16 protein-coding genes are annotated in these 19,987 nt (G+C 51.2%); 10 read left to right on the forward strand and 6 right to left on the reverse strand.

Annotated features, from left to right (window positions below; translation table 11 throughout):
• Nucleotides 1-73 precede the first annotated feature (73 nt).
• From RC85_RS00245 to RC85_RS00255, 3 genes are read right to left on the reverse strand one after another with little or no spacing between them, the layout of a single operon-like run.
• Nucleotides 74-1,657 carry a nucleotidyltransferase gene (locus tag RC85_RS00245; RefSeq protein WP_068257869.1) on the reverse strand — a complete coding sequence of 528 codons (1,584 nt, stop codon included), beginning with the start codon at nucleotides 1,655-1,657 and terminating at the stop codon, nucleotides 74-76.
• An 8-nt stretch (nucleotides 1,658-1,665) separates the two neighbouring features.
• Nucleotides 1,666-2,790, reverse strand: a complete 1,125-nt coding sequence (locus RC85_RS00250; protein WP_068257870.1) for an SAVED domain-containing protein — start codon at nucleotides 2,788-2,790, stop codon at nucleotides 1,666-1,668.
• A 4-nt stretch (nucleotides 2,791-2,794) separates the two neighbouring features.
• Entirely contained in the window at nucleotides 2,795-3,028 is a 234-nt protein-coding gene (locus RC85_RS00255; protein ID WP_068257988.1) for a DUF2188 domain-containing protein, read from the reverse strand.
• 159 nt (nucleotides 3,029-3,187) lie between these two features.
• Here RC85_RS00255 and RC85_RS00260 point away from each other — a divergent pair, with 159 nt between their 5' ends.
• The 6 genes from RC85_RS00260 (at nucleotide 3,188) to RC85_RS00285 (ending at nucleotide 13,155) form a co-directional block, all read left to right on the forward strand.
• Entirely contained in the window at nucleotides 3,188-3,637 is a 450-nt protein-coding gene (locus RC85_RS00260; protein ID WP_008696721.1) for a helix-turn-helix domain-containing protein, read from the forward strand.
• Nucleotides 3,638-3,756: 119 nt separating this feature from the next.
• Entirely contained in the window at nucleotides 3,757-4,647 is an 891-nt protein-coding gene (locus tag RC85_RS00265) for an ImmA/IrrE family metallo-endopeptidase (RefSeq protein ID WP_160148065.1), read from the forward strand.
• A 67-nt stretch (nucleotides 4,648-4,714) separates the two neighbouring features.
• Nucleotides 4,715-6,865 (forward strand): type I restriction-modification system subunit M, encoded by a 2,151-nt coding sequence (locus RC85_RS00270; protein WP_068257872.1) that lies wholly within the window; start codon nucleotides 4,715-4,717, stop codon nucleotides 6,863-6,865.
• Nucleotides 6,862-8,058 carry a restriction endonuclease subunit S gene (locus tag RC85_RS00275; RefSeq protein ID WP_068257873.1) on the forward strand — a complete coding sequence of 399 codons (1,197 nt, stop codon included), beginning with the start codon at nucleotides 6,862-6,864 and terminating at the stop codon, nucleotides 8,056-8,058. The genes RC85_RS00270 and RC85_RS00275 overlap by 4 nt, the downstream gene beginning before the upstream one ends.
• Nucleotides 8,059-8,069: 11 nt before the next feature.
• Nucleotides 8,070-11,501, forward strand: a complete 3,432-nt coding sequence (locus tag RC85_RS00280; RefSeq protein WP_235033182.1) for a type I restriction endonuclease subunit R — start codon at nucleotides 8,070-8,072, stop codon at nucleotides 11,499-11,501.
• A 58-nt stretch (nucleotides 11,502-11,559) separates the two neighbouring features.
• Nucleotides 11,560-13,155, forward strand: a complete 1,596-nt coding sequence (locus RC85_RS00285) for an RNA-directed DNA polymerase (RefSeq protein ID WP_149752616.1) — start codon at nucleotides 11,560-11,562, stop codon at nucleotides 13,153-13,155.
• A 2-nt stretch (nucleotides 13,156-13,157) separates the two neighbouring features.
• On the opposite strand, the gene RC85_RS00290 is transcribed toward RC85_RS00285, so the two are convergent.
• Complete coding sequence (locus tag RC85_RS00290; protein ID WP_084422213.1) at nucleotides 13,158-14,156, reverse strand: tyrosine-type recombinase/integrase; 999 nt, start codon at nucleotides 14,154-14,156, stop codon at nucleotides 13,158-13,160.
• A gap of 452 nt (nucleotides 14,157-14,608) precedes the next feature.
• On the opposite strand from RC85_RS00290, the gene RC85_RS26535 reads away from it, so the two are divergent.
• Genes RC85_RS26535 through RC85_RS00305 form a run of 3 tightly spaced genes read left to right on the forward strand, consistent with a single transcriptional unit; the run spans nucleotide 14,609 to nucleotide 17,170 of the window.
• Nucleotides 14,609-14,827, forward strand: a complete 219-nt coding sequence (locus RC85_RS26535; RefSeq protein ID WP_157593851.1) for a hypothetical protein — start codon at nucleotides 14,609-14,611, stop codon at nucleotides 14,825-14,827.
• Nucleotides 14,817-15,413, forward strand: a complete 597-nt coding sequence (locus RC85_RS00300) for a hypothetical protein (protein ID WP_068257876.1) — start codon at nucleotides 14,817-14,819, stop codon at nucleotides 15,411-15,413. The genes RC85_RS26535 and RC85_RS00300 overlap by 11 nt, the downstream gene beginning before the upstream one ends.
• Complete coding sequence (locus tag RC85_RS00305) at nucleotides 15,413-17,170, forward strand: type IV secretory system conjugative DNA transfer family protein (protein ID WP_068257877.1); 1,758 nt, start codon at nucleotides 15,413-15,415, stop codon at nucleotides 17,168-17,170. The genes RC85_RS00300 and RC85_RS00305 overlap by 1 nt, the downstream gene beginning before the upstream one ends.
• Here the strand turns inward: RC85_RS00305 and RC85_RS00310 are convergent.
• Together RC85_RS00310 and RC85_RS00315 are read right to left on the reverse strand one after the other, a co-directional pair.
• The gene (locus RC85_RS00310; protein WP_157593852.1) at nucleotides 17,167-17,520 is read right to left on the reverse strand and encodes a hypothetical protein; all 354 of its coding nucleotides are present in this window, start codon (nucleotides 17,518-17,520) and stop codon (nucleotides 17,167-17,169) included. The genes RC85_RS00305 and RC85_RS00310 overlap by 4 nt on opposite strands.
• A 144-nt stretch (nucleotides 17,521-17,664) precedes the next feature.
• On the reverse strand, nucleotides 17,665-18,051 hold the full coding sequence (locus tag RC85_RS00315; protein WP_068257879.1) for a hypothetical protein: 387 nt from the start codon (nucleotides 18,049-18,051) through the stop codon (nucleotides 17,665-17,667).
• 985 nt (nucleotides 18,052-19,036) lie between these two features.
• On the opposite strand from RC85_RS00315, the gene RC85_RS00320 reads away from it, so the two are divergent.
• Nucleotides 19,037-19,963, forward strand: coding sequence for a replication-relaxation family protein (locus RC85_RS00320; protein ID WP_068257880.1), 927 nt, complete (start codon nucleotides 19,037-19,039; stop codon nucleotides 19,961-19,963).
• Nucleotides 19,964-19,987 lie beyond the last annotated feature (24 nt).

Raw genomic sequence — 19,987 nt, forward strand, 5'->3', positions numbered from 1 at the left:
TGTCGGCACTGTTTAAAATTGACACGCTAGAACCTTGAGGGTTCGGCGTTCGTTTTTCCTGCGTTCTCTGGATTCACTGAATATTGACTACGAACTCACCACTTCGTGCAACACAGGCGTTGTTCTTAACGACAAACGCTTCGACCCAGTGCATTCCGCGATACTCCGTTTTTTCCCGTCTGATTTTCCCCGACTGCCCACCATCATAAAACTCACCTCGTAGGTTGCTGGCGTTTGCGGCTTCGTCGCCAGTGTTAACCACTTGCCAATAGACCGTGTAAGGCTTCGGTACGTCTGTTTCGATTTCAAAAACTAAATCGGCGTACTTAGGAATCGCGGGTGAGTTGCTTCGGAAAGCAGTCGGGCGAAATCCGTTTCGGGTAAATCGAGCCTTGATGCGTGCTTGGCGTGTTGTCGGTTGCATGTGCCACCTTGGCGGTTCCCTGTGAGCGACATCGAAACGCAACAGCTGCTTGGCCACTCGACCAAACGCAGAAACCGGCATTCCTTGCCCTGCGGGAACCCGCCCTTCAAGCTCAGATGCCACTCTCTTTCCGATTGATTCGCCGAATGAAGTTTGCAAGGATCGTTCCAGCTCTTTTGGTGTTGCGGCATTCAACAATTCGTCGATGTCTTCTTGCAGCCAATTCACCCATTGGAAGAATGCATCCGGCCGTCCGCTGTCTGGTTCATTCCAACGATCCGCAAAATTCTCGTTGGGGTTTACGGGGTTGGCGATAACCCACTCATCGTTCTCACATCGAATCAGTCCGGTTTCTTGATGCCGTGTGACTCGATCCAAGAAGTTCGCTAGTGCGGAATAGACATCGGGCTCCTGTTGATACGCTATCGCTGCCAGAGTCGTGATGATGACTGAAATTGGACGTTCGCCGCTATTAGGTTGTCCTGCAAAACGGATATCTCGATGTCGTTTCAAAATCTGGACCATTCGTTGAAGTGGCGTTCGTACCAACTGGTCAGGAACTTCATCGACACTGGCAAACACTTCGCTGTGTTCGCGAAAAATCTGACTTTTCCGCAACGAAGCCGTGCGGTTAAAGATTGGGCGTTGACATTCGGCGAACCAGTCCGCGTAGCCAGCGGGATTTGTAAATCCCCATTCATACGTGGTCACAGACTTGCTGCGATCGGTTAGAGCGACCGATTTCAAACTCATTGATGGTTCTACACCCGCAAACGTCAATGGATCGGGAACGCAGGGCAGCACGTCAAGATGGAAGCCCGCGCCGTCTTGTTCCGCGTACAGCAGTGTCCAGCACCGCCGCCCTTCGTCATCAAGTAGGCGGCTGTAAGTGCCATGTTCTTTAAGCCGGTTGCCGACATGGTGGCGAACTAGCTCGGGACTGGTCTGATGCTTTGGGATAATGATTTCACATGCCAAATCAATGTCGTAGTCTGATTCAACACCATCGTGAATCGGTCGCACGACGGTCCCTAGCCGGAATGATCCTTGTGGATAGATTGCTGGTGCGCCAGTTGAGCCAGGGTAGACGCCTGATTCGAGCCAATTCCCCACGGACGTGTATCTCTCGACCGCTTGCTTGTATTTGCTTGGTGGAATGTCGAGTTCTTTCGCAATGTCTTGCAAGATCGAATTGACGATCAGAATTCGGTTGTCGATCATGGTTGAATTCATGATTTTTTCTAGGAAATAGTTAGGGCAGGCGAGAAGCCACCCGTCGATCGGTTTTGGTCGTATACGGATAACGGAAGGTCCGCTTTTGGCATCCAAACGCGGCCAACCTCGATCGCCGCTGAAACCGGAACCGCCGGGAATAGCGAAAGTCGTGCATTTTGCCCGTGTTGGAGCTTGATCGCGTCAAACGTTTTTCGCATCACTTCACGAAACCGCTGTAGGTGCAATTTGCTTTGCAGAAAATCGTTTCCCGGCTGAGGTGCAGAGATCTTCCAAATGCAGCAATCGTTGCCAATGACATCGTGAATTCGATCGTTCGCAACGTGAGCACTTAGCGATAAGTTGAGAGCTACATCTTTGGCATCGGTTGGTCCAGTACAAGTTTGATTGAACTGGAAATCTGTTGGTGGGTCTTGCCATGCCCAACCTGCGGGCTCGCGGTGCAATTGATAGACATCAACAGCGTGTATGTCGGAGATCAGTCGCCCCAATTCAATCAACAAAGGCATTGGAGCAAGGCCAAAGACCGAAAGATGCTGAATGTCCTCCGTTAGTCGCGGAGTCACACGCGAGGCGAATTGCCGTCGTAGGTGCTGGGATTCAATCGACCAATACTCAGACTCATGGTCTCCGAACGAACTGTCTTTCAACCCCAGCGAAATGGGTTCGTGGCTGGCTGGATACCGCTTTGGAATCATCGCTAACTTCGCATTCGCAAGAGTTAGTGGTGCGCCATGCTCGCCAATTCTGGCACCGTAGAATAAAGCGTGCGACTGTCGGTCGGTGTCAATACTTGTCACGGTTCCGATTCGTCGTTCGTGATCGCTCTTCATCTGCTGAAGGCGAGCAACCGGATGCCCATCGACATCGATCTTGTCAACGAGTCGGTGATGAACGTCACAGAGCAGCATTAAATTCGAGAGATCTGCTTTCAGCTTCTCTGAAAGAACGGAATCGCCACGCGGACCTGCGGGCTTGTCCGCGATAATATGAGCGACATAGGCTTGGTTGAACTCCGCCTTAGTCACCTTGTCACGGTACAGAACTTCATTGCAGCCTTCGTATTGGCATCGCCCCGCCGCTCTGCCCCAGAGGCAGAGCTTGGTCCATTCAGGAATGTAAGACACTGACATGGGTTTAGTGCTTAGTGTCTTTGGGAGGATGCGGATCGTTCCCATAGCTATCCGAGTCTCGGATCTGTCCGTTGGGTCGGTGAATCACGAGTTCCGTTTCGTTCTTCTGAGCTAGGTCGCGACCAGCATCGATTGCCTCACGCTGGGTGCTATGGAGCGACGATGCCCGTTCGCCGCCCTCGCGTTTGACAGCCCATTCGTCTCCGTTGGGCACAACGTGATAGTCTTTTTTCGTCATCTGATTTCCTGGGGTAAGGAAGTAAAAGTAGTCGCGGTTGTCAGGTTTCCCGACGCTTCGCCGTATATCTATAACGAACATACCCGTTCGCTCGCAGCGTGTCAACTATAACGAACGTCGTGTCTTGCTTTGACCCCATGAAGCTGATATGCTTTTGTCATGGAAGAAGCCCCAAAGCCTGACGAAACGCCAAAAATCCCGCTTGCGGAGAATCTCCGTAAGTTCCGTGAGGAAAAGGGGTTGTCGTTGGACCAGGTAGCCAAACAGGCGAAAATCTCCAAGGCTTATCTTTGGGAACTGGAGAGAGATACCGAGGGAACTAAAAAACCCTCTGCGGTGGTACTGATGCAGATTGCTGATGCACTCTCGCGAACGCTGGCTGACCTTCTCAGCCTGCCGTCGGTTCAGACCACAGAGGGGCCGCGAGAAATCCCGGCATCACTCGTTGCGTTTCGGGATCGACTCAAGAGCCAGGGCACGGAGCTTTCAGAGTCCGACCTTCAAGACCTTGCGAAGACGCGTTTTCGAGGCGGTCAGCCTCAAACGCCCGACGAGTGGCACCAGCTTTACCTCTTGATGGCGAGTAATTCACGGAAGCCATCAAAATGAGTTCGGGGCATTCAACAACACAGTCTTTTATTGACGAATTGGTTCGCTCAACCGGGGCTAGTTCACCCGAAGAAGCCATACGCGCGAAAGCACGTCAATTGATTCAAACATGTGAATCCATGTTTGGCCGTCCAGAAATGCCAATTGACGTCGATGTTCTCACTAGCTTGCAGGGCATTCATGTAAGCGGGGCTCTACCGATCCAAAGTCCAGATGCCGAACTTGCTCCACGTAGCGAGGGTGGCGTCGAAATGCGAGTGCATCCCGATCGACCCGAGACGCGAAAACGGTTCAGCGTTGCACACGAGATCAGCCATACGTTCTTCCCTGAATACGAACAGAAATCATGGTGTCGAACGGATGCCCGCTATCGGGATCGAAATGATCCTGACCAATATCTTGAAATGCTCTGCGATATCGGTGCTGCTGAATTGCTGTTTCCGCAGCCATGGTTTTCAGATGACGCGAACCAGGTATCCAGTGCATCGGGGCTTGTCGCGTTAGCCGACACCTACCATGGATCGCGGGAGGCAACCTTACGTCGGTTTGCCGAGCTTTCAAACGACCCGATCGCTGCGGTTTTCTTTACTTGGAAACTGAAACCCGTTCAAAAAGGCGTCGTTGACAACGAAGACCAAACCAACCTGTTTGGCCTGAGTCACGATGAACAAATTCGTGACGCGTTGCAGCTGCGAATTGATTACTCGATAGCGAGTGAGAGCTTCTCGCATCTAGGTCACTACCTACCGCCCGAAAAATCAATCAAGAACGACGGCCCCATTTTCGAGGCATCATCTACAGCATCTTGTTTTGATGGTGAATGTCATCTTGATTTTGGGCCAGCATCTGGCACGTACAACGTGATGGCGATCCCGCTGCCTACCGATCGAAACCAACGAGGCCCGAAAGGGGAACACTCGGTTGCTGCAATCGTTCGCCCAGTTGCGGTTCAAAAGGCAAAAAAGAAACGCAGCGCGACGCCAGACAACTCGCCCACGCTGTTCGACTGATCGTCCACAAACAGAACTGTGTGACAAAACCATTCAAACCATGTAATCTTCAAAGCAACAATCATCTATGGGAAACCAACTTGCGAACATCAAACGGCTGGAAGCGGATCTGTGGGAAACAGCCGATAACCTGCGTGCGAACTCGAAACTAACCAGTACAGAGTACTGCATGCCCGTACTGGGCATCATCTTTTTGCGTCACGCCGCCAACCGATTCGATACCGCAACCGAAGAAATCAAAGCTAGTGGACTAAAGCGTTCACCCGTAAAAGCGGACTACGTCAAACGTCGTGCTTTGTTTCTGCCGGAAGAGTCTCGCTACGGGTATTTGCTGGATCTCCCCAGCGACACCGACTTGGGCGAAGCAGTTAACACGGCGATGGACAAAATTGAGGAGTCCTTTGAGCCGCTCGCGGGTGTTCTGCCGCGTGAATACGGCATCTTTGAACGCGAAGTCCTTGAGGATCTGTTGCGGGCCTTTGACTCCGAGGCCATGAAGTCGGCCACCGGGGACGTGTTCGGTCGCATCTACGAATACTTCTTGATGAAGTTTGCGATGCAAGGTGCACAAGACAACGGTGAGTTCTTCACTCCACCGTCATTGGTGCAAACGATCGTGAACATTATCGAACCGACACGAGGCGTCGTTCTCGATCCAGCAGTTGGATCGGCGGGAATGTTTGTGCAGTCGAGCCATTTCGTCGAGGCGATGGGACAAGACGCTGCTCACAACTTGACGTTCTACGGACAAGAAAAAACGGCGACCACAATTCGCTTGGCCAAGATGAACCTGGCAGTCCACGGACTGGAGGGCGACATCGTCGAAGCGAACTCGTTCTACGAAGACGAACACGGCCTGCTCGGAAAAGCGGATTACGTGATGGCCAATCCACCGTTCAACGTCGATATGGTCGACGCGGAAAAAGTCAAAGGTGACGTGCGATTGCCGTTTGGTTTACCGAGTGTGAACAAGAAGAAGAAAGTCAGCAACGGAAACTATCTCTGGATTCAATATTTCTACTCGTATCTCAGCGACAAAGGCCGAAGCGGTTTCGTCATGGCGTCCAGTGCATCAGACGCTGGCGGTGACGACAAGTTGATTCGCCAGCAGTTGGTCGAAACCGGTCACGTCGACGTCATGGTCACAATCGGCACCAATTTTTTCTACACCCGAACATTGCCTTGCATGCTGTGGTTCTTTGACAAGGGCAAGCCGAAGGAACGACTCGATAAGGTGCTGATGATCGACGCGAGGTCGATTCATCGTAAGGTCACCCGTGTGATTAATGATTTTTCGCCGGAACAATTACAAAACATCGCGTCAATCGTTTGGCTACATCGCGGTGAAACTGACCGCTACTTAGATCTTGTTCGCGGGTATCTGCTTCAAGCAAATGATGCCGCTGTTGAGCTATCGCCGCTACTCAACGATTTCTCAGATGCAATGGGTGAATTCTACGAGCATCTTGATGCTTGGAACGACATCCTTTCAGAAGTCCCGACAAATCCCGACGACTCTGAAGAGGAAGCCAATACTTCTGATCGTGACGCTTACCGTGATGCCTTTGCCGAATTTGCTGGTCACTGGCACGAATTCACTGAAGCGCTTCCGAACACCCAAAAGGCTATCGACAAGCACGCCAAATGGATTGCAAAAGCCAAGCTGAAAACGAACAAGCAACAAATCGCGGCTCATGAACAAACCGAAGTGGTGGTCACGGACATTAAATCACTTCGCAAAATCGTGGAGCAGACAACCAAGCTGGCATCGACCTGTCATGACCTCGCAACCAAAAAGTTGGACGCGAACAAAGCTGAAGGCTGGAATTCGACCGAGACTCGTGATCTGCACAAGCACTTGATCCGTACGCTGAAAGTTGGTGACGAGAACAATCTCCGAGTGACCCTGGCTGCCGCAATCAAGCAACCTAGCTATTTCCACCGTCAGGTTCATTGGCTTCAAAGTAAGTTCCCAGACGGGAGCTACAAAGACGTGGAGGGTATATGTAAGTCAACGCCACGCGCAGAAATCGAAGAGAACGACTGGTCTTTGACTCCAGGCCGGTACGTCGGAGTATTGCCACTGCTTGACGAAGATCCCGATTTCGATTTTGACGATCGCATGATCCAGATTCATTCTCAACTACAGTCGCTCAGTGCTGATGCCAGTGAGATTATGAAGTCAATTAGCGGAAATTTCGACGAGTTATTGAGATGAAATTTTCCGAATTTACTCTGGCAGAATTGGGGCATGTGTCCCGTGGTCGTTCACGGCATCGGCCACGTCATGCTGACTTCCTCTATGGTGGCAATCATCCATTCTTTCAAACTGGGGACGTTCGCAACGCCAATTTATACCTCACCGAGTTTTCCCAAACTTATTCGGACGCTGGCCTCGCCCAAAGTAAAAAGTGGCCTGCCGGAACGCTCTGCATTACAATTGCAGCCAACATTGCTGAAGTAGCGATACTCGGTGTTGATGCGTGTTTTCCTGATAGCATTATCGGTTTTGTAGCTGAGGAACAACGCTGCGATGTACGGTACGTGAAGTATTGGTTTGATGTTTTTCAAAAGCGATTTCAGCAAGTCTCGCAAGGTGCTGCACAGGACAACCTGAGCCTAGAAAAACTCCTGCGTTTTAGGATCCCTGTTCCTGAGTTATCAGTTCAGAATCGCATTGCTGACATTCTTTATGCATATGACAAAGCGATTGAGATCAACCAAACTCGCATCGCCTTGCTCGAAGAGGCGGCTGAGCAACTCTTCACTGAGTGGTTTGTTCGACTTCAATTTCCAGGTAACGAACATGGGGAAATGGTAAAGGGCACACCTAATGGATGGGCAAAAGGAAAAGTAAACGACTTGGTGGATGTAAAATCTGGATATGCATTTAAGAGCAAATCGTTCTCTGAGTCTGGATTATTCCAGGTCATCACAATTAAACATGTGAAGGACGGTAGATTTGACCCAGGTAGTGAAAGTTGCATCGATTCACTTCCGCGTGAAATGCCACGTCATTGCATTTTGCAGACAGGCGATATCCTGCTTTCGCTAACAGGAAACATTGGGCGTACGTGCCTGGTCACCAGTGATAACTGCCTCTTGAATCAACGTGTCGCGAAACTCGTTCCGAAGTTCGGACTGGGATTTGCTTACTGTTTCTTTAGGAATGAGATGACAAAAATGAGATTGGAGACAATCTCGACTGGTGTTGCCCAACAGAATCTAAGTCCTATCAAGATGTGCCAACTTGATTTCGATATTCCGCCTTTAGAACTTTTGAAGCGGTTTGAGGAATTTGCCGACCCAATTTGCAAACTGATAATTTCTTTGCACCAACAAAACCGAAGCCTTGGCGAAGCACGAGATTTGTTTCTCCCACGCCTGATGAGCGGAGAAATCGAAGTTTAACCAGCCCATTTATGCCAATGATTACCGACATCAACAGCGAAGACCGAGCAGTACAGCAAACGTTCGCCGAGTTCCTTGAAAGCGAACTCGGATGGGACAGTGAATACGCTTGGAATCAAGAGGGCCTTGGCACGGATTCGCTGTTGGGCCGAGAGTCGATGCGTGAAGTGGTGTTGACTCGTGATCTACGTGACGCGATCAATAAGCTAAACGATGACTTGCCGGACAGTGCCGTCGAAGATGCAGTTCGCAAGATGACGGGATACGACTTTTCGCGTTCCACGTTTCGTCACAACTCAGAGTTCTACGAATGGATTCGTGATGGTGTGCCGGTGGTATACAAGGACAAAAATCGCCGAACCGTTAAACGCAAGGTCAAGGTAATCGACTTTCGTAGCGCGGCAAACAATCGCTTTCTTGTCGTACGCGAACTGAAGATCCAAGGACTTCGCAGCCCGCACTACAATCGACGTGCCGACCTGGTTTGCTTCGTCAACGGCTTACCCGTAGTGTTCGTTGAACTAAAAAGTGTTTGGACGAATATCCGCAACGGTTTTGATCAAAACATCGCGGATTACAAGGACACGATTCCGCATGCGTTCTATCACAACGCCTTTCTCGTCGTCAGCAACGGTGACGAAGCCAAATACGGTTCGATCACCAGCCCATGGGATCACTTCTATCAATGGAAACGCAACGACGAAGACGACGATAAACTCGAAGCTCGTGCCATGCTCAACGGGATGTTTGCTAAAGACAAATTGTTGGACATCATCGAGAACTTCATTTTGTTTGATGAGAGCAAGGCTGGCCAGGCACGCAAAGTCGTCGCCCGCAATCATCAAGTATTAGGCGTGAATCGAGCGGTCGATTCCGTGATCCGCCAAGAGGTACTGAAGGAACAAATTCCTATCGATAAGCGACTTGTTCATCGCGTGGGGACGGTGAACGTCGCCGATCCGCCGATCCTCGAAGACTCACCACAAGAAGAAGCGATCGATGCAAACGTCGTGGCGGAGAAAGCTGAGCGGTACCGAAAGACTCGTGAACTACCTTTGATTGAGCGTGCCCATCCTGATCTTGGGCGGCTTGGTGTGTTCTGGCACACGCAGGGAAGCGGCAAATCGTATTCGATGGTTTTCTTTGCGGAGAAGGTTCGCCGGGTTGTGCCCGGCAATTTCACGTTCTTGGTCATGACCGACCGAGAGGACCTGGACGATCAAATCTATAAGACGTTTGTTGGGTCAGGTGTCTGTAGCGAAAAAACACCGCGAGCAAGTTCGGCCAAAGCACTCGAAAAGCTGCTAGGTGAGAACCATCGGTTTATGTTCACCATGATCCACAAGTTTAGACGGGACGAGATCCCCAAGAAGCCGTACAGCGAGCGTGACGACATCATCGTCATGTCCGACGAAGCCCACCGCACCCAAGCCGGCAAGCTGGCTCGTAATATGCGGATAGCGTTGCCGAACGCTTCGTTCATCGGATTTACCGGAACGCCATTGCTGCATGACACCGACTTCTTAACGCAGCGAATCTTTGGTTCGTACGTTTCGACGTACAATTTCAAGCGTGCCGAGGAAGATGGAGCAACGGTCAAACTCGTCTACGAAAACCGGGGCGAGAAACTCGGGCTTCGTCGAATTGACTTGAACGATGCCATTGCTGAAAAGGTCGAGGAGGCGAACCTCGATGTCGACGAAATGGCGAAGTTGGAGAAACTGCTGGGTAAGTCTTACGAAGTCATCACGGCGGATGAACGACTAGATCGAATCGCTGAAGACTTCGTCCAGCATTGTTCTGCACGCTGGGAAACCGGCAAGATGATGTTGGTGTGCATCGACAAGGTTACTTGTGCCCGAATGTACGAGCGAATTATCCCGCGATGGAAGGCCAAGGCCAAGCAGATACGAGACGACGCGGACGGTTTTAAGCAAGCAGAAGCGACAGCGACCGACCCGATCGCAAAGGAAGCTTTGGCTGAGCAGCGAGACAAGCTGTATGCGCGTGCCGACTGGATGGATGAGACTCTGATTCAGATCATTATCTCTGAACAACAGGGTGAAGTTGCCGAGTTCAAGAAATGGAATTTCGACATCAAGCCACACCGTGCGATCATCAAAGAGGGTTTCGCGACTGGGAACAAAGAACGGATCGACGTCGAAACGGCGTTCAAGAAGGAAGAACATCCGTTCCGCGTGGCCATCGTATGCGCCATGTGGTTGACGGGATTCGACGTAGAAACTCTTTCAACGCTCTACATCGATAAGCCAATGCGTGCCCACACGCTGATGCAAGCGATCGCTCGGGCGAACCGAGTTTCACCAGGCAAGGATTGCGGCGTCATTGTCGACTACAACGGAATGCTTGGCAGCTTGCGAAAAGCACTTGCCGACTACGCGGCAACCGTTGCTGGACAAGATATTGGCGACCCCATCGAGCCGATCGAAGTTCGCATCGCCGCCTTGATCGAAGCCATTGAAGCTGCGGAAAGCCATTTGTCGGGTGCAGGCTTTGATTTAACACGCTTCAACGGAGCGACCGGCTTTGATCGGATTGAGGCGATCAAGGATGGGGCCGAGGCAGTTAGAGCAACCGAACAAATCAAACGCACTTTTGAGATTTTGGCGACGGAAGTTATCAAACGCTTCCGAGCCTTGAACATGGAACCAAGCGTTTACCAGTTCGCGGAACGACGCGACAACCTGGAAGCGATCTATAAGAAGGTGTTGCAGAAGCGAACCGTCGCAGATGTGACGGCCATCTTAAAGGAGTTGCAAAAGATCGTCAGCGAATCGATTGCCACCGCTGGCCCCGGCTCCGATCACGCTGAGGGATTGACGCTCGACCTAAGCAAAATCGACTTCGAGAAACTCGCAGACGAATTCGAGAAGAAGGGCACCCGCAAGCGATCCACCGTTCAAGACATTGCCGACCTACTTGAACAGCGTTTGGCCGCGATGGTGGCGACCAACCCGCTGCAGATGGATTACTACAAGAAATACCAAGAGATCATCGCCGACTACAACCGAGAGAAAGACCGAACGACGATCGAAGAAACGTTCCGCCGCTTGATGGAGTTGAACGCAGAACTGGACGACGAGGAAAAGAAGCTTGTATCGGAAGGCCTTAAAGACGAAGAACAGTTCCTGTTCCAGCTACTTCAACGCGACGACTTAACCAAAGCCGATCGTGAACGACTCAAGCAAGGCAGCCGCCAGCTACTCGAATCGCTCAAGACTCTGATCGGCCCCATGCACGAGTGGTGGGAAAAAGAGCAAACCCGTGCCGAGATCGAAGTCGAAATCCTCGACCAAATCTTCAACGTCATTCCCATGCCACCGTACAACGAAACCGACGCAAAAACCTACGCGGAACAAATCTACCAATACATCTGGCAACGAAGCGAGTCGGGAGCGTTTCCGGTTGTTTCTGCAGCGTAGAAGGTTTCAACACGAATCAGCACGCAATTAGATTCATGGTCCAAAAGCGAGAATTCCATTGTCAGAGCAACTTGCAGCAAATCTTGATTTAGAGCTGGCATGGCGGAGAGTACAACGAGACCTGTCAGAACGTCGGGTTTTTGTGCGTCACCCTTATCTTGAACAGCTATTGTCTCAAGATTTAGCTGGATGGCTTCATGGCATCCGTGAACGAATTGCATCAGGCGAATATCAACCAAGTCCATCGCAAATTGTGTGGGCCCCTAAGCCTGGACATTTGGTGCGACCGGGCTCTGACCTTACATTGGAAGACCAAGTCGTTTTTACGGCTCTTGTCGGTTCAATGATCGAGCAAATCCGTAGTGCATTTGATTGGGAGGGAGAACATCCGGACTATGGCTATCGTCTCAGGACTGGTGAGGCGACGGATGAAATTTTCGGTCCATGGTTTCACAACCTGCGAACTTTCAACGCGAGTAGCACGGAGTTGATCGATAATGGGCACAGCCATGTCGTACTGGCTGACATCGCAGGTTATTACGAGTGCGTCGATCTCTTTACCCTTCGGAGCGATCTTAACGGACTAGGTGTAAATAGCGAGGAGTTGAACTTTTTGACTTCAATGCTTCCTCGCTGGTCGCGTGTTCAACGGCGTGGCCTCCCACAGGGTTTCTCAGCGTCTAATCTTCTTGGGAAACTATATCTCAATGCCGTCGATCTTCAGCTTCGCAACCATGGTTTCATGCATCTGCGTTGGGTTGATGACTTCCGTATTTTCTGTCGATCCGAGTCTGAGGCGATCAATGCTCTGTCCGTGCTCACCCGAGTTCTTGGCGAGCGAGGACTTGTGATGCAGTCGGCCAAAACTCGCATCTTAGGAGGGAATGACGCTCGGTCCTCTTTCAACGAAATCAGAGACATTATCGAACCACTAAACTCGCAGTTTCTAGACCACTTACGAGAGCTGGGGGTGTTGGACGATCCGTCGATCATGGCAGGTGACCTGGATTCGTTGCTTGAAAGTCTGCATGACGATGCGCCCGTCGACGTTTTGCGAGAAGCGTACCAACAGAATTTCGGCGATAACTCAACTGGCTTCAACAAAACCGTATTTCGCTATCTCCTTCGACGTTTAGGGCACGCAGGTGTTGCAAGCATTCTTGATAGTGTCATATCACACTTGCGAGTGCACCCTGAAGAATTTGAAGCAATCGCAAATTTTGCCAGTTGCGTACAAGGAAACGAAAGATTGGAAACTGCCTTCGTTGAGTTGAGGCGACAGCACTTGCTTCCACACGACTATCAGGATTACCAGTTTTTTCGGTGGATCCTACGGCAAGCAGAGGCTCCGTGCGAACTTGCGATGAATTTGGCTCGAGAACAAGGTATCTCTCATCCGAGAAGCTGGTACACGCGTAGTATCGCGAGGGCTGTAGTTGGACGTTGGGGAAATCAAGCTGATCTTGAAAGCATCTTAAACGCGTACCCAAATGCAAATAGCGAGATGGAGAGAATTGAGATCATTTGCAGCCTACAACGAATGGAGCCATCACGTCGGAACGCTTTTCTCGGCCATGCTGCTGGCGACGGTCGTTTGCCTTCCGAGGCTGCTCGTTTTGTTCGGCAGAATCGTGTTCAGTGGAACCTTTGCTGATACTAGATTAGAATTCGTTCAACCTCATCCAATGTAACAGCATCACTCGTCCGGTTGTAAAGATTCGTCGTCTTGGACGAGGCGTGGGCGGCCATTTGTTGTGCTTTTTCCAGCGTGCCACCGGCCATCATGTAGGCGGTGATTCCCGAAGCGCGCATCGTGTGGTTGTTGAACAGGCCACCAAGACCTGCTTTACGCGAACGACGTTTCACCATCCACCGCGAGTATTCCGCTGCCATCCGATTCTCGGAAAGGTTGCGTTTCCGATCAAGTGAACGGAACAATGGCGTGCCGTTCTGCCCCCAAAGGTTGGCACCGTCCAAATAGGCGATCATGGCTTCTTCAGCGTGATGCTGAAGTGGCATTTCATGTTGACGTCCTCCTTTTTCTTTGAGGCGAACCCAGTAACGGCGACCGTTCTGATAAACGTCTTCGACGTTCATCGAGACCGCAGCTCCGATGCGAGCGAACGTAAAAAGCATCAGCGAAATTAGAGCCTTATCACGCAGGCCACCGACCGTGTCGGTAGAGATCGAGTCAAGGAGAAGCCGTGCATCGCCTGGCTGAAGAACGGGCGTCTTCCCTTTGACGATGGTAAGTTTCGGTCCTTTAACCGAGAGCGATGGATTGTGTCGCATCAATCCGCCGGTCACGAAGTAATCAAACATCATGCGGATCGCGGCAAGGTTCTGCTTGACCGACGCCTTGCTGTAACCGTCCTGCATTTCCTCGATATAGAAAGCGATCATGGTCGGTTCAATATCGGCAAGCCGTGTCAGGCCACGCCCTTCCATCCAACTGCAAAACCGATCGATAGCACGAAGGTATGCCCGCCGCGTATTTTTGTTGCGAATCGAGGCGGTGAAAAACTCGACAAACCGCCGTTTTGTGTCGTGACCAGCATTCTCAATTAGTGCTGGAACGGTCGCCCCATCCGTAATCGACGGCGTCACTTGACGGGAAGAGAATCCGATGGCTTGATCGCGGTTGGTGAAGTCCATTTCGTTGAGGGGAAGAATACAGTGGATAACGTCCTTTATCGGATGCCTTGATAATCCCACGAATCTGCGTTTCAAACAATTGACGAACGCTCTATCTGTGGCCAGACGCCATTACACCGCGCAAGCGTCGGTTGGCTACAATGTGTCGCAGCAATACTCACAAAAAGCAGAGCCATTTTTGGCAGCGAATGATTCGAGCGAGGAAAATGAAAGCTATCTATCGTGGCGGAGGTTATTTGGCAATCGGTGCCGTACTGCTCGTTGCCTGTTTGTACGCATATCGCTTCCTGGCAGCGACTCCAGAGATACCAATGGACTGGACGTTCCCAAGTTTGAACCGAATCCAGGTTGCCATGCTGATTCCAGTGGCTTGGTTCGTGGGTTTCGCAAGCTGCAACCCGAAACACATTCTTCAAAACGGGTGGTAGTCAGCCCATGAAAAGGATCTATCGATGGACGGGATACTTAACGCTCGCAGCAATTCCGGTCGCCATTTGGGTAGCAATTTGGTTTGTTGGCGAGGTTTCTCAGGAAGGTCACAGGATCAATACCAGAGAGTTCTGGCGAATCGTCGTGACCTATCCTGTGTGGCTTGCGATCGTCTGGCTTTGCTGCAATTTCAGTTGGGACTGGTGCAAGAAAAACTGGTGGTGATCAAAAATGAAGGATGACAACATTCCGTTTGTAGAGAAGCTCGGTCGGCTTGTACTTTTTCCGCTTTCTTTTGGTGAGCGAGCTGCAGCGAAGGCCAAAGCCATTGCGGAGGAACGGCAGGCGGCACACGACTCGGCTCGAAGGCAAGAACGCGAGGAAGAGATGCGGATTGAGCGAGAGGACCGCGAACGCCGCGACAAGGAAGAAGCTTTGAAGGCTCAAGAAGATGAGCGTGCGGCGAAATTGGTCCGTGACGACATCTTGTTCCAGGTTCGCCTCCTTTATGACCGTCATGCAGCAGATATTTCCCAGATGCTTCCGCAGGAAAAGTTCGAGAGGTATTTCAAGGATTACTTTCCACCAGACTGTTCTGTTGAAACACTGACACACCGATCTGAAGAGCTCAAGAAAATGATTTTGAGCTTCTTCGCCGAGGAAGAATCAGAAGCGAGTTTGAACACGATTGAGGACGTATTGGCGGAGGCTGAAAGAAGAAAAAACTCAATCAGTTCCTATCCGATGGATGGCGATGAACTCGAATCGGTGTTGTCACTCGTAGAGAAATGGAAAACCCGTCAGATTCGCAAGTTGGTGGAGAAGTAATGACTATCTTACTGGGGCAAGATATCGAGACCGGCGAGACCATCCATCTGGATCCCGACGTTCTTGCGAAACACATGCACCTGATTGGGGCAACCGGATCAGGTAAAACGACGGCTATCCATACGATGCTGCAGTCGTTGATGCTAGACACTGGCGAAGACAAATGCTGCCTTTTTGTAATCGACCCGATGGGTGGCTTGTCACGTGATCTTCTTCGGTTCATCTCGGATGAGCGTCTTTGTCCCGGCCATGTGCGACGCCGGCTCGCCTATTTTGAACCGTCGAATCCTGATTTCGTTTGTCCGTTTAATCCTCTAAAGCACTCGGATGAGTCGAACCGTTATTACAACGTGATGCGGGCAGTGGAGATTGTGCTTCGTGCGTGGGATGCACAGAGCATGAGTGAGCAACCTCGTCTGCTGAATTGGACGTTCAAAGCTTTCTGCGCCGCTGCGTACATGGGCTTTCCAATCTCGACTTGTCGGTATTTGCTGCATCCCGGAAGTGACATTCACGATCGTATGCTCGAATTCATGCCGGAAGATCTGAAGCATCAATGGTCAGAAATCTTGAATGCAAGAGGTGGTGAAGCAACACGGATCCTGGAGTCGACTAGAAACCGACTCGATCCGTTCTTCAACAGCCCAAGTCTTCGCTACATGTTCGGTGTAAGCGAGAATCGCTTTGATTGCGAGCGATTCATTCGAGAGCGTCGAATTGTGATCATGAACCTTGCGAAGCTTCAGAGGCTTCCTGGTTTTGCGGCTGATACGATTGGGTCACTGGTTTTGAACGAGGTTTTCGAGACGGCTGGAGGAATGTCAACGCGGTACGGAAAGAAGTCGGTTGATCCGACCTACGTGCTGTTGGACGAGTTCCAAAAATACGTTAGCCCCGATATCGAGGACGCGATTCCCACCGTTAGGCAAAACGGTCTCCGCTTGATGCTTGCTCACCAATCATTTGCACAACTGGAGCAGGAATCGGTCGATTTGCAACAGATGATATGGCAAGCACAGACGCGTTTAATGTTTACTTCCAACGCAAAAGATGCTGATTTGCTGGCTGATGAAATTGGCAAAATGACCTTCGACAAAATGAAGGTAAAACACATGCAACGGAGCCGTCGGCAACTGATTGCGGGGCATCATCGCGAATGGATGCGGTCGGTCGGCCAGACATCAACACGCTCTCATTCCGATATGTCCAACACTTCTCAAGGCGATAATGAGTCGTCCAGTTACGGAACTACCCCCGGCAAGACGGGTTCCGATCGGCAGACTCGCGGCAGTGGTGAAACGAAGACGCGAGGCAATGCTGAAACGGATGCGTACAGTGACGCTACCACGGAGAGCAAAAGTGAACAGTTAGTTCCGATATACGACAATTTTGTGGAGGAAAGTCCAACGTTTCTTTCCTTCGATGAGCATGCGATAGAATGGGGCAAGCTGATTCGACTGCAAAACACCGGCGAAGCGATTTTCAAACAGCCAAACGACAGTCGTTTGCGTCGTGTGAAAATCGACTACTTTGAATTGGATGAGACACCGCGAACAGACGCGAGGATTGAAGAGCTGAAGCAAAGGAACTTTGACTCGGACCTGTTTATCTCGACAGCGGAAGCAGAGCAGCTTCACGAAAAGGGTTTGCAGCGATTGCTATCTGGTCAGATCCATAGGATCGAAACTTGGAACGAGGAAACGCCGAAGATCGAAGGAGCGAACGACGCCGATGAGAATAACGCCTTTCCGCTCTAGGAGGAGCTTTCAAATCGTCGCTCAGCTTCGGCTGCTGCTTCGCGTAAAGTTAAATGACCACGCTGCGTCACTTCTTCGAGCACCGCTCGATATTCAGCCCGCATGATCGGATCGATTCCAATCGTGCAGATGTAGTCGAGTTCAAGCGTACAATTTTCTTTGAACGCTTCCGATGCCGTCGCCCCAAGGGAGTTCAACTCTTTACGGATGGCGAAGATTCGGTCCGCAGAATCCATCGCTTGCAGAAGAGCATGGGCGTCAAGCTGACGTTTCTGCTTCCCTTCTGGGGACTCGGCTGGAAACGCGTTCGCTTCTGCCTTGGTCATACGGCCGGTGACTGCAGGTTCCATCCCTAGCACGTCAACATGATACGCCTGTTAGCTCGCTTGCGCAATCCTTTTTTTGTGTTGTTGCTACAGTCTCGTTGGTAGGTGCCTCGGTTGCCTCCAGCGTTGAACCGATTCCAGGTGCCAAATACTCTTAGTGTACGATCATCACTTGAAAGCTTGAACGAACTCTGTGATCGACATTTCATTGCACGGTCGCAAGGCTTTGGACAAACGATACAGATCACGGCATACGATCATCATGATTGCCAAGCAGTACACGGTCGCCAAAGTAACAGCGACGCTAAGCCAAGCCGGTAGTCCCTGCGTCAATTCGTTGCTCAATGAATGAACCCAGAGCAGGGTGAAGGCACCCAGAAGGAGTGGTGAGACAGCGGCAAACTGAAAGAATCGTCTAGCCAAAGATCTCTTCACATCGAAAAATTCCGCCTCTCGATGCCCGAGCGTTCCGTCCTTACTTTCTGAAGCGGCAAATTGAAGACCCAGCGATACGAGTGCCGCCAGCAATGCAGCGAGAGAAATTAAAAGCGACATCTTGGTTTCCTTTATGAACGAGCTCCTAACATCCGGAGTACAAAGTTTCCCGCATTTCTGTCAATCCAAAGCTGTCCGTGTCGTGTCCGCATCGGTGACCATCACGTGTCCAACTGCGGTCAATTAGCGGTTTGACGTAAGTCCCATTCAGCAGCAGGGTTAGGGTGCAGCGGGCTTGCTTCGCAACCCCTTGCCCCAAGGCATTCCGGGCGGCTCACCGCTCACCAGTTCGCGGACGCCCGACGCTACGCTAATCCCTTGGGGCAAGGGCTTGGCTTCCCGGTCACGATTCGATTGCCGTTCGACATATCGTTCCCGTTCGCTTCGCCCCTGCACCCTTCAAAACCGCCGGCCATCGAGGCCGACCGTTTCGAGCCGTCCCCTACTCCGGCCCTGCTGCTGTTGAAAACCGATTTCACACAGGTTCTAATGGCGTCAGTCGCAAATGACCTTCCGTTAACCCAACACGGTGGATTTTTGGCGGGCGTTTGTCTGCGGCTTCGACCTTCGGGTTAGATATTTTTTTACCACGCTTTGACATGGATACAATTTTTTCATGGATGACTCGCTTTGCTCATTTGAGCTTTGCGTTGGCTCGGTTCAGCGTTCACGTTGTACTTGGTTTTGTTAACTGGCTAGGAGGACCACACCAAACGAAGAAGGGGGCCGGCTTGCCCGGCCCTGCTTTGGTGCGTATACTTTTTGTAAGTTACGTCTTTATCGGTATCGGCAACTTTGCGTTGACGTTCCGATAGTGAGGTAAGAATGCCACTCGGATGCTTGCCGTGTCAAGTAAATCGTTTGGCGGCTAGGCGAACTGGCTATGCGACGCCGTTTACGGTGTTCCCAGCTTTTTCACTGGCTGAACTGAGTCTCTTTGGAGACTGACTCACTGGAAGAGCAACGCTCCGTTGCTCTTCTATCTTTATACTGGTCGTTTCAGCGACCGAGTCAGTTTTTGCAATCCCTTAGAGACCGCTGCAAGATGCAACTTCAACCCCGAGATATCGACGCTCTTTCCGTCTTGGCGCGGTACTTCCTGCTGACTTCACGTCAACTGCGTTCGCTTTGCTTTGCGGATGATTCAACTGGACGCGTCACCCGTCGTCGCTTAACGAAAATGGGACACGAAGGTTTGGTCCGCAAGCGTCGAATGCTGGTCGTGAATGCCCGTGATGGTGCTGCGAGTCCCGTGTACCACCTCACTCGTTCCGGACGGGAATTCTTGGCGGCCCACTACGACGACGACTCGTTTTTGCGGAAGCCAATCGAGCCATCGCAGCCGCAACACTTGTTTCACTACATTGGCGTCAGTGACGTTCATATCATGCTGGACCAAGCACTCGCACAGAATGAAGACATCTCGCTGACACGCTGGATCAACGAAGACGACTACGTCAACGACGATGAAAACGATCCCAAGAAGCGATTCAAGCTACTGACCCAGCTTGGCAATCCAGGGAAACTCGTTTGCGCCCCTGACTCCGCATTTCAAATCGAAACTCTGGGACACCGTGCTGCTTTCTACGTCGAATTGGATCGCGACACGTACTTTCACGATCGGGTAGCTGCACGTAAAACGCCTGGGTACCAACGTTTCTTCGCCAACAAGGGGCATCGCAAGCACTTCCCCGACACCACTCTTGATTATTTTTTCGTGCTGTTTGTCGCGCCGACGGAGAAACGGGCTCGCCAGCTTCGCGATGCGTTTGCCAAAAAGAACAAAGGCGACGCCGCATTAGAAGCGTATCGCTTTGGATCGTTTGAAACGTTGACCGCCGAAAACTTACTTACCGCTCCCCTGTTTCGCTGTTGTCACCACGATGACCTTGTTCCGTTGGTGAAAGCGAAGGCAGCAACCGAACACGCTGACAATTCCAGTAGCTCGTTGCAGAGTTCAGGGACGATGTGACGCCATTGGAGTGTCAGCGTGAAT

The organism is Rubripirellula obstinata, from assembly GCF_001642955.1.
Classification (GTDB): Bacteria; Planctomycetota; Planctomycetia; order Pirellulales; family Pirellulaceae; genus Rubripirellula; species Rubripirellula obstinata.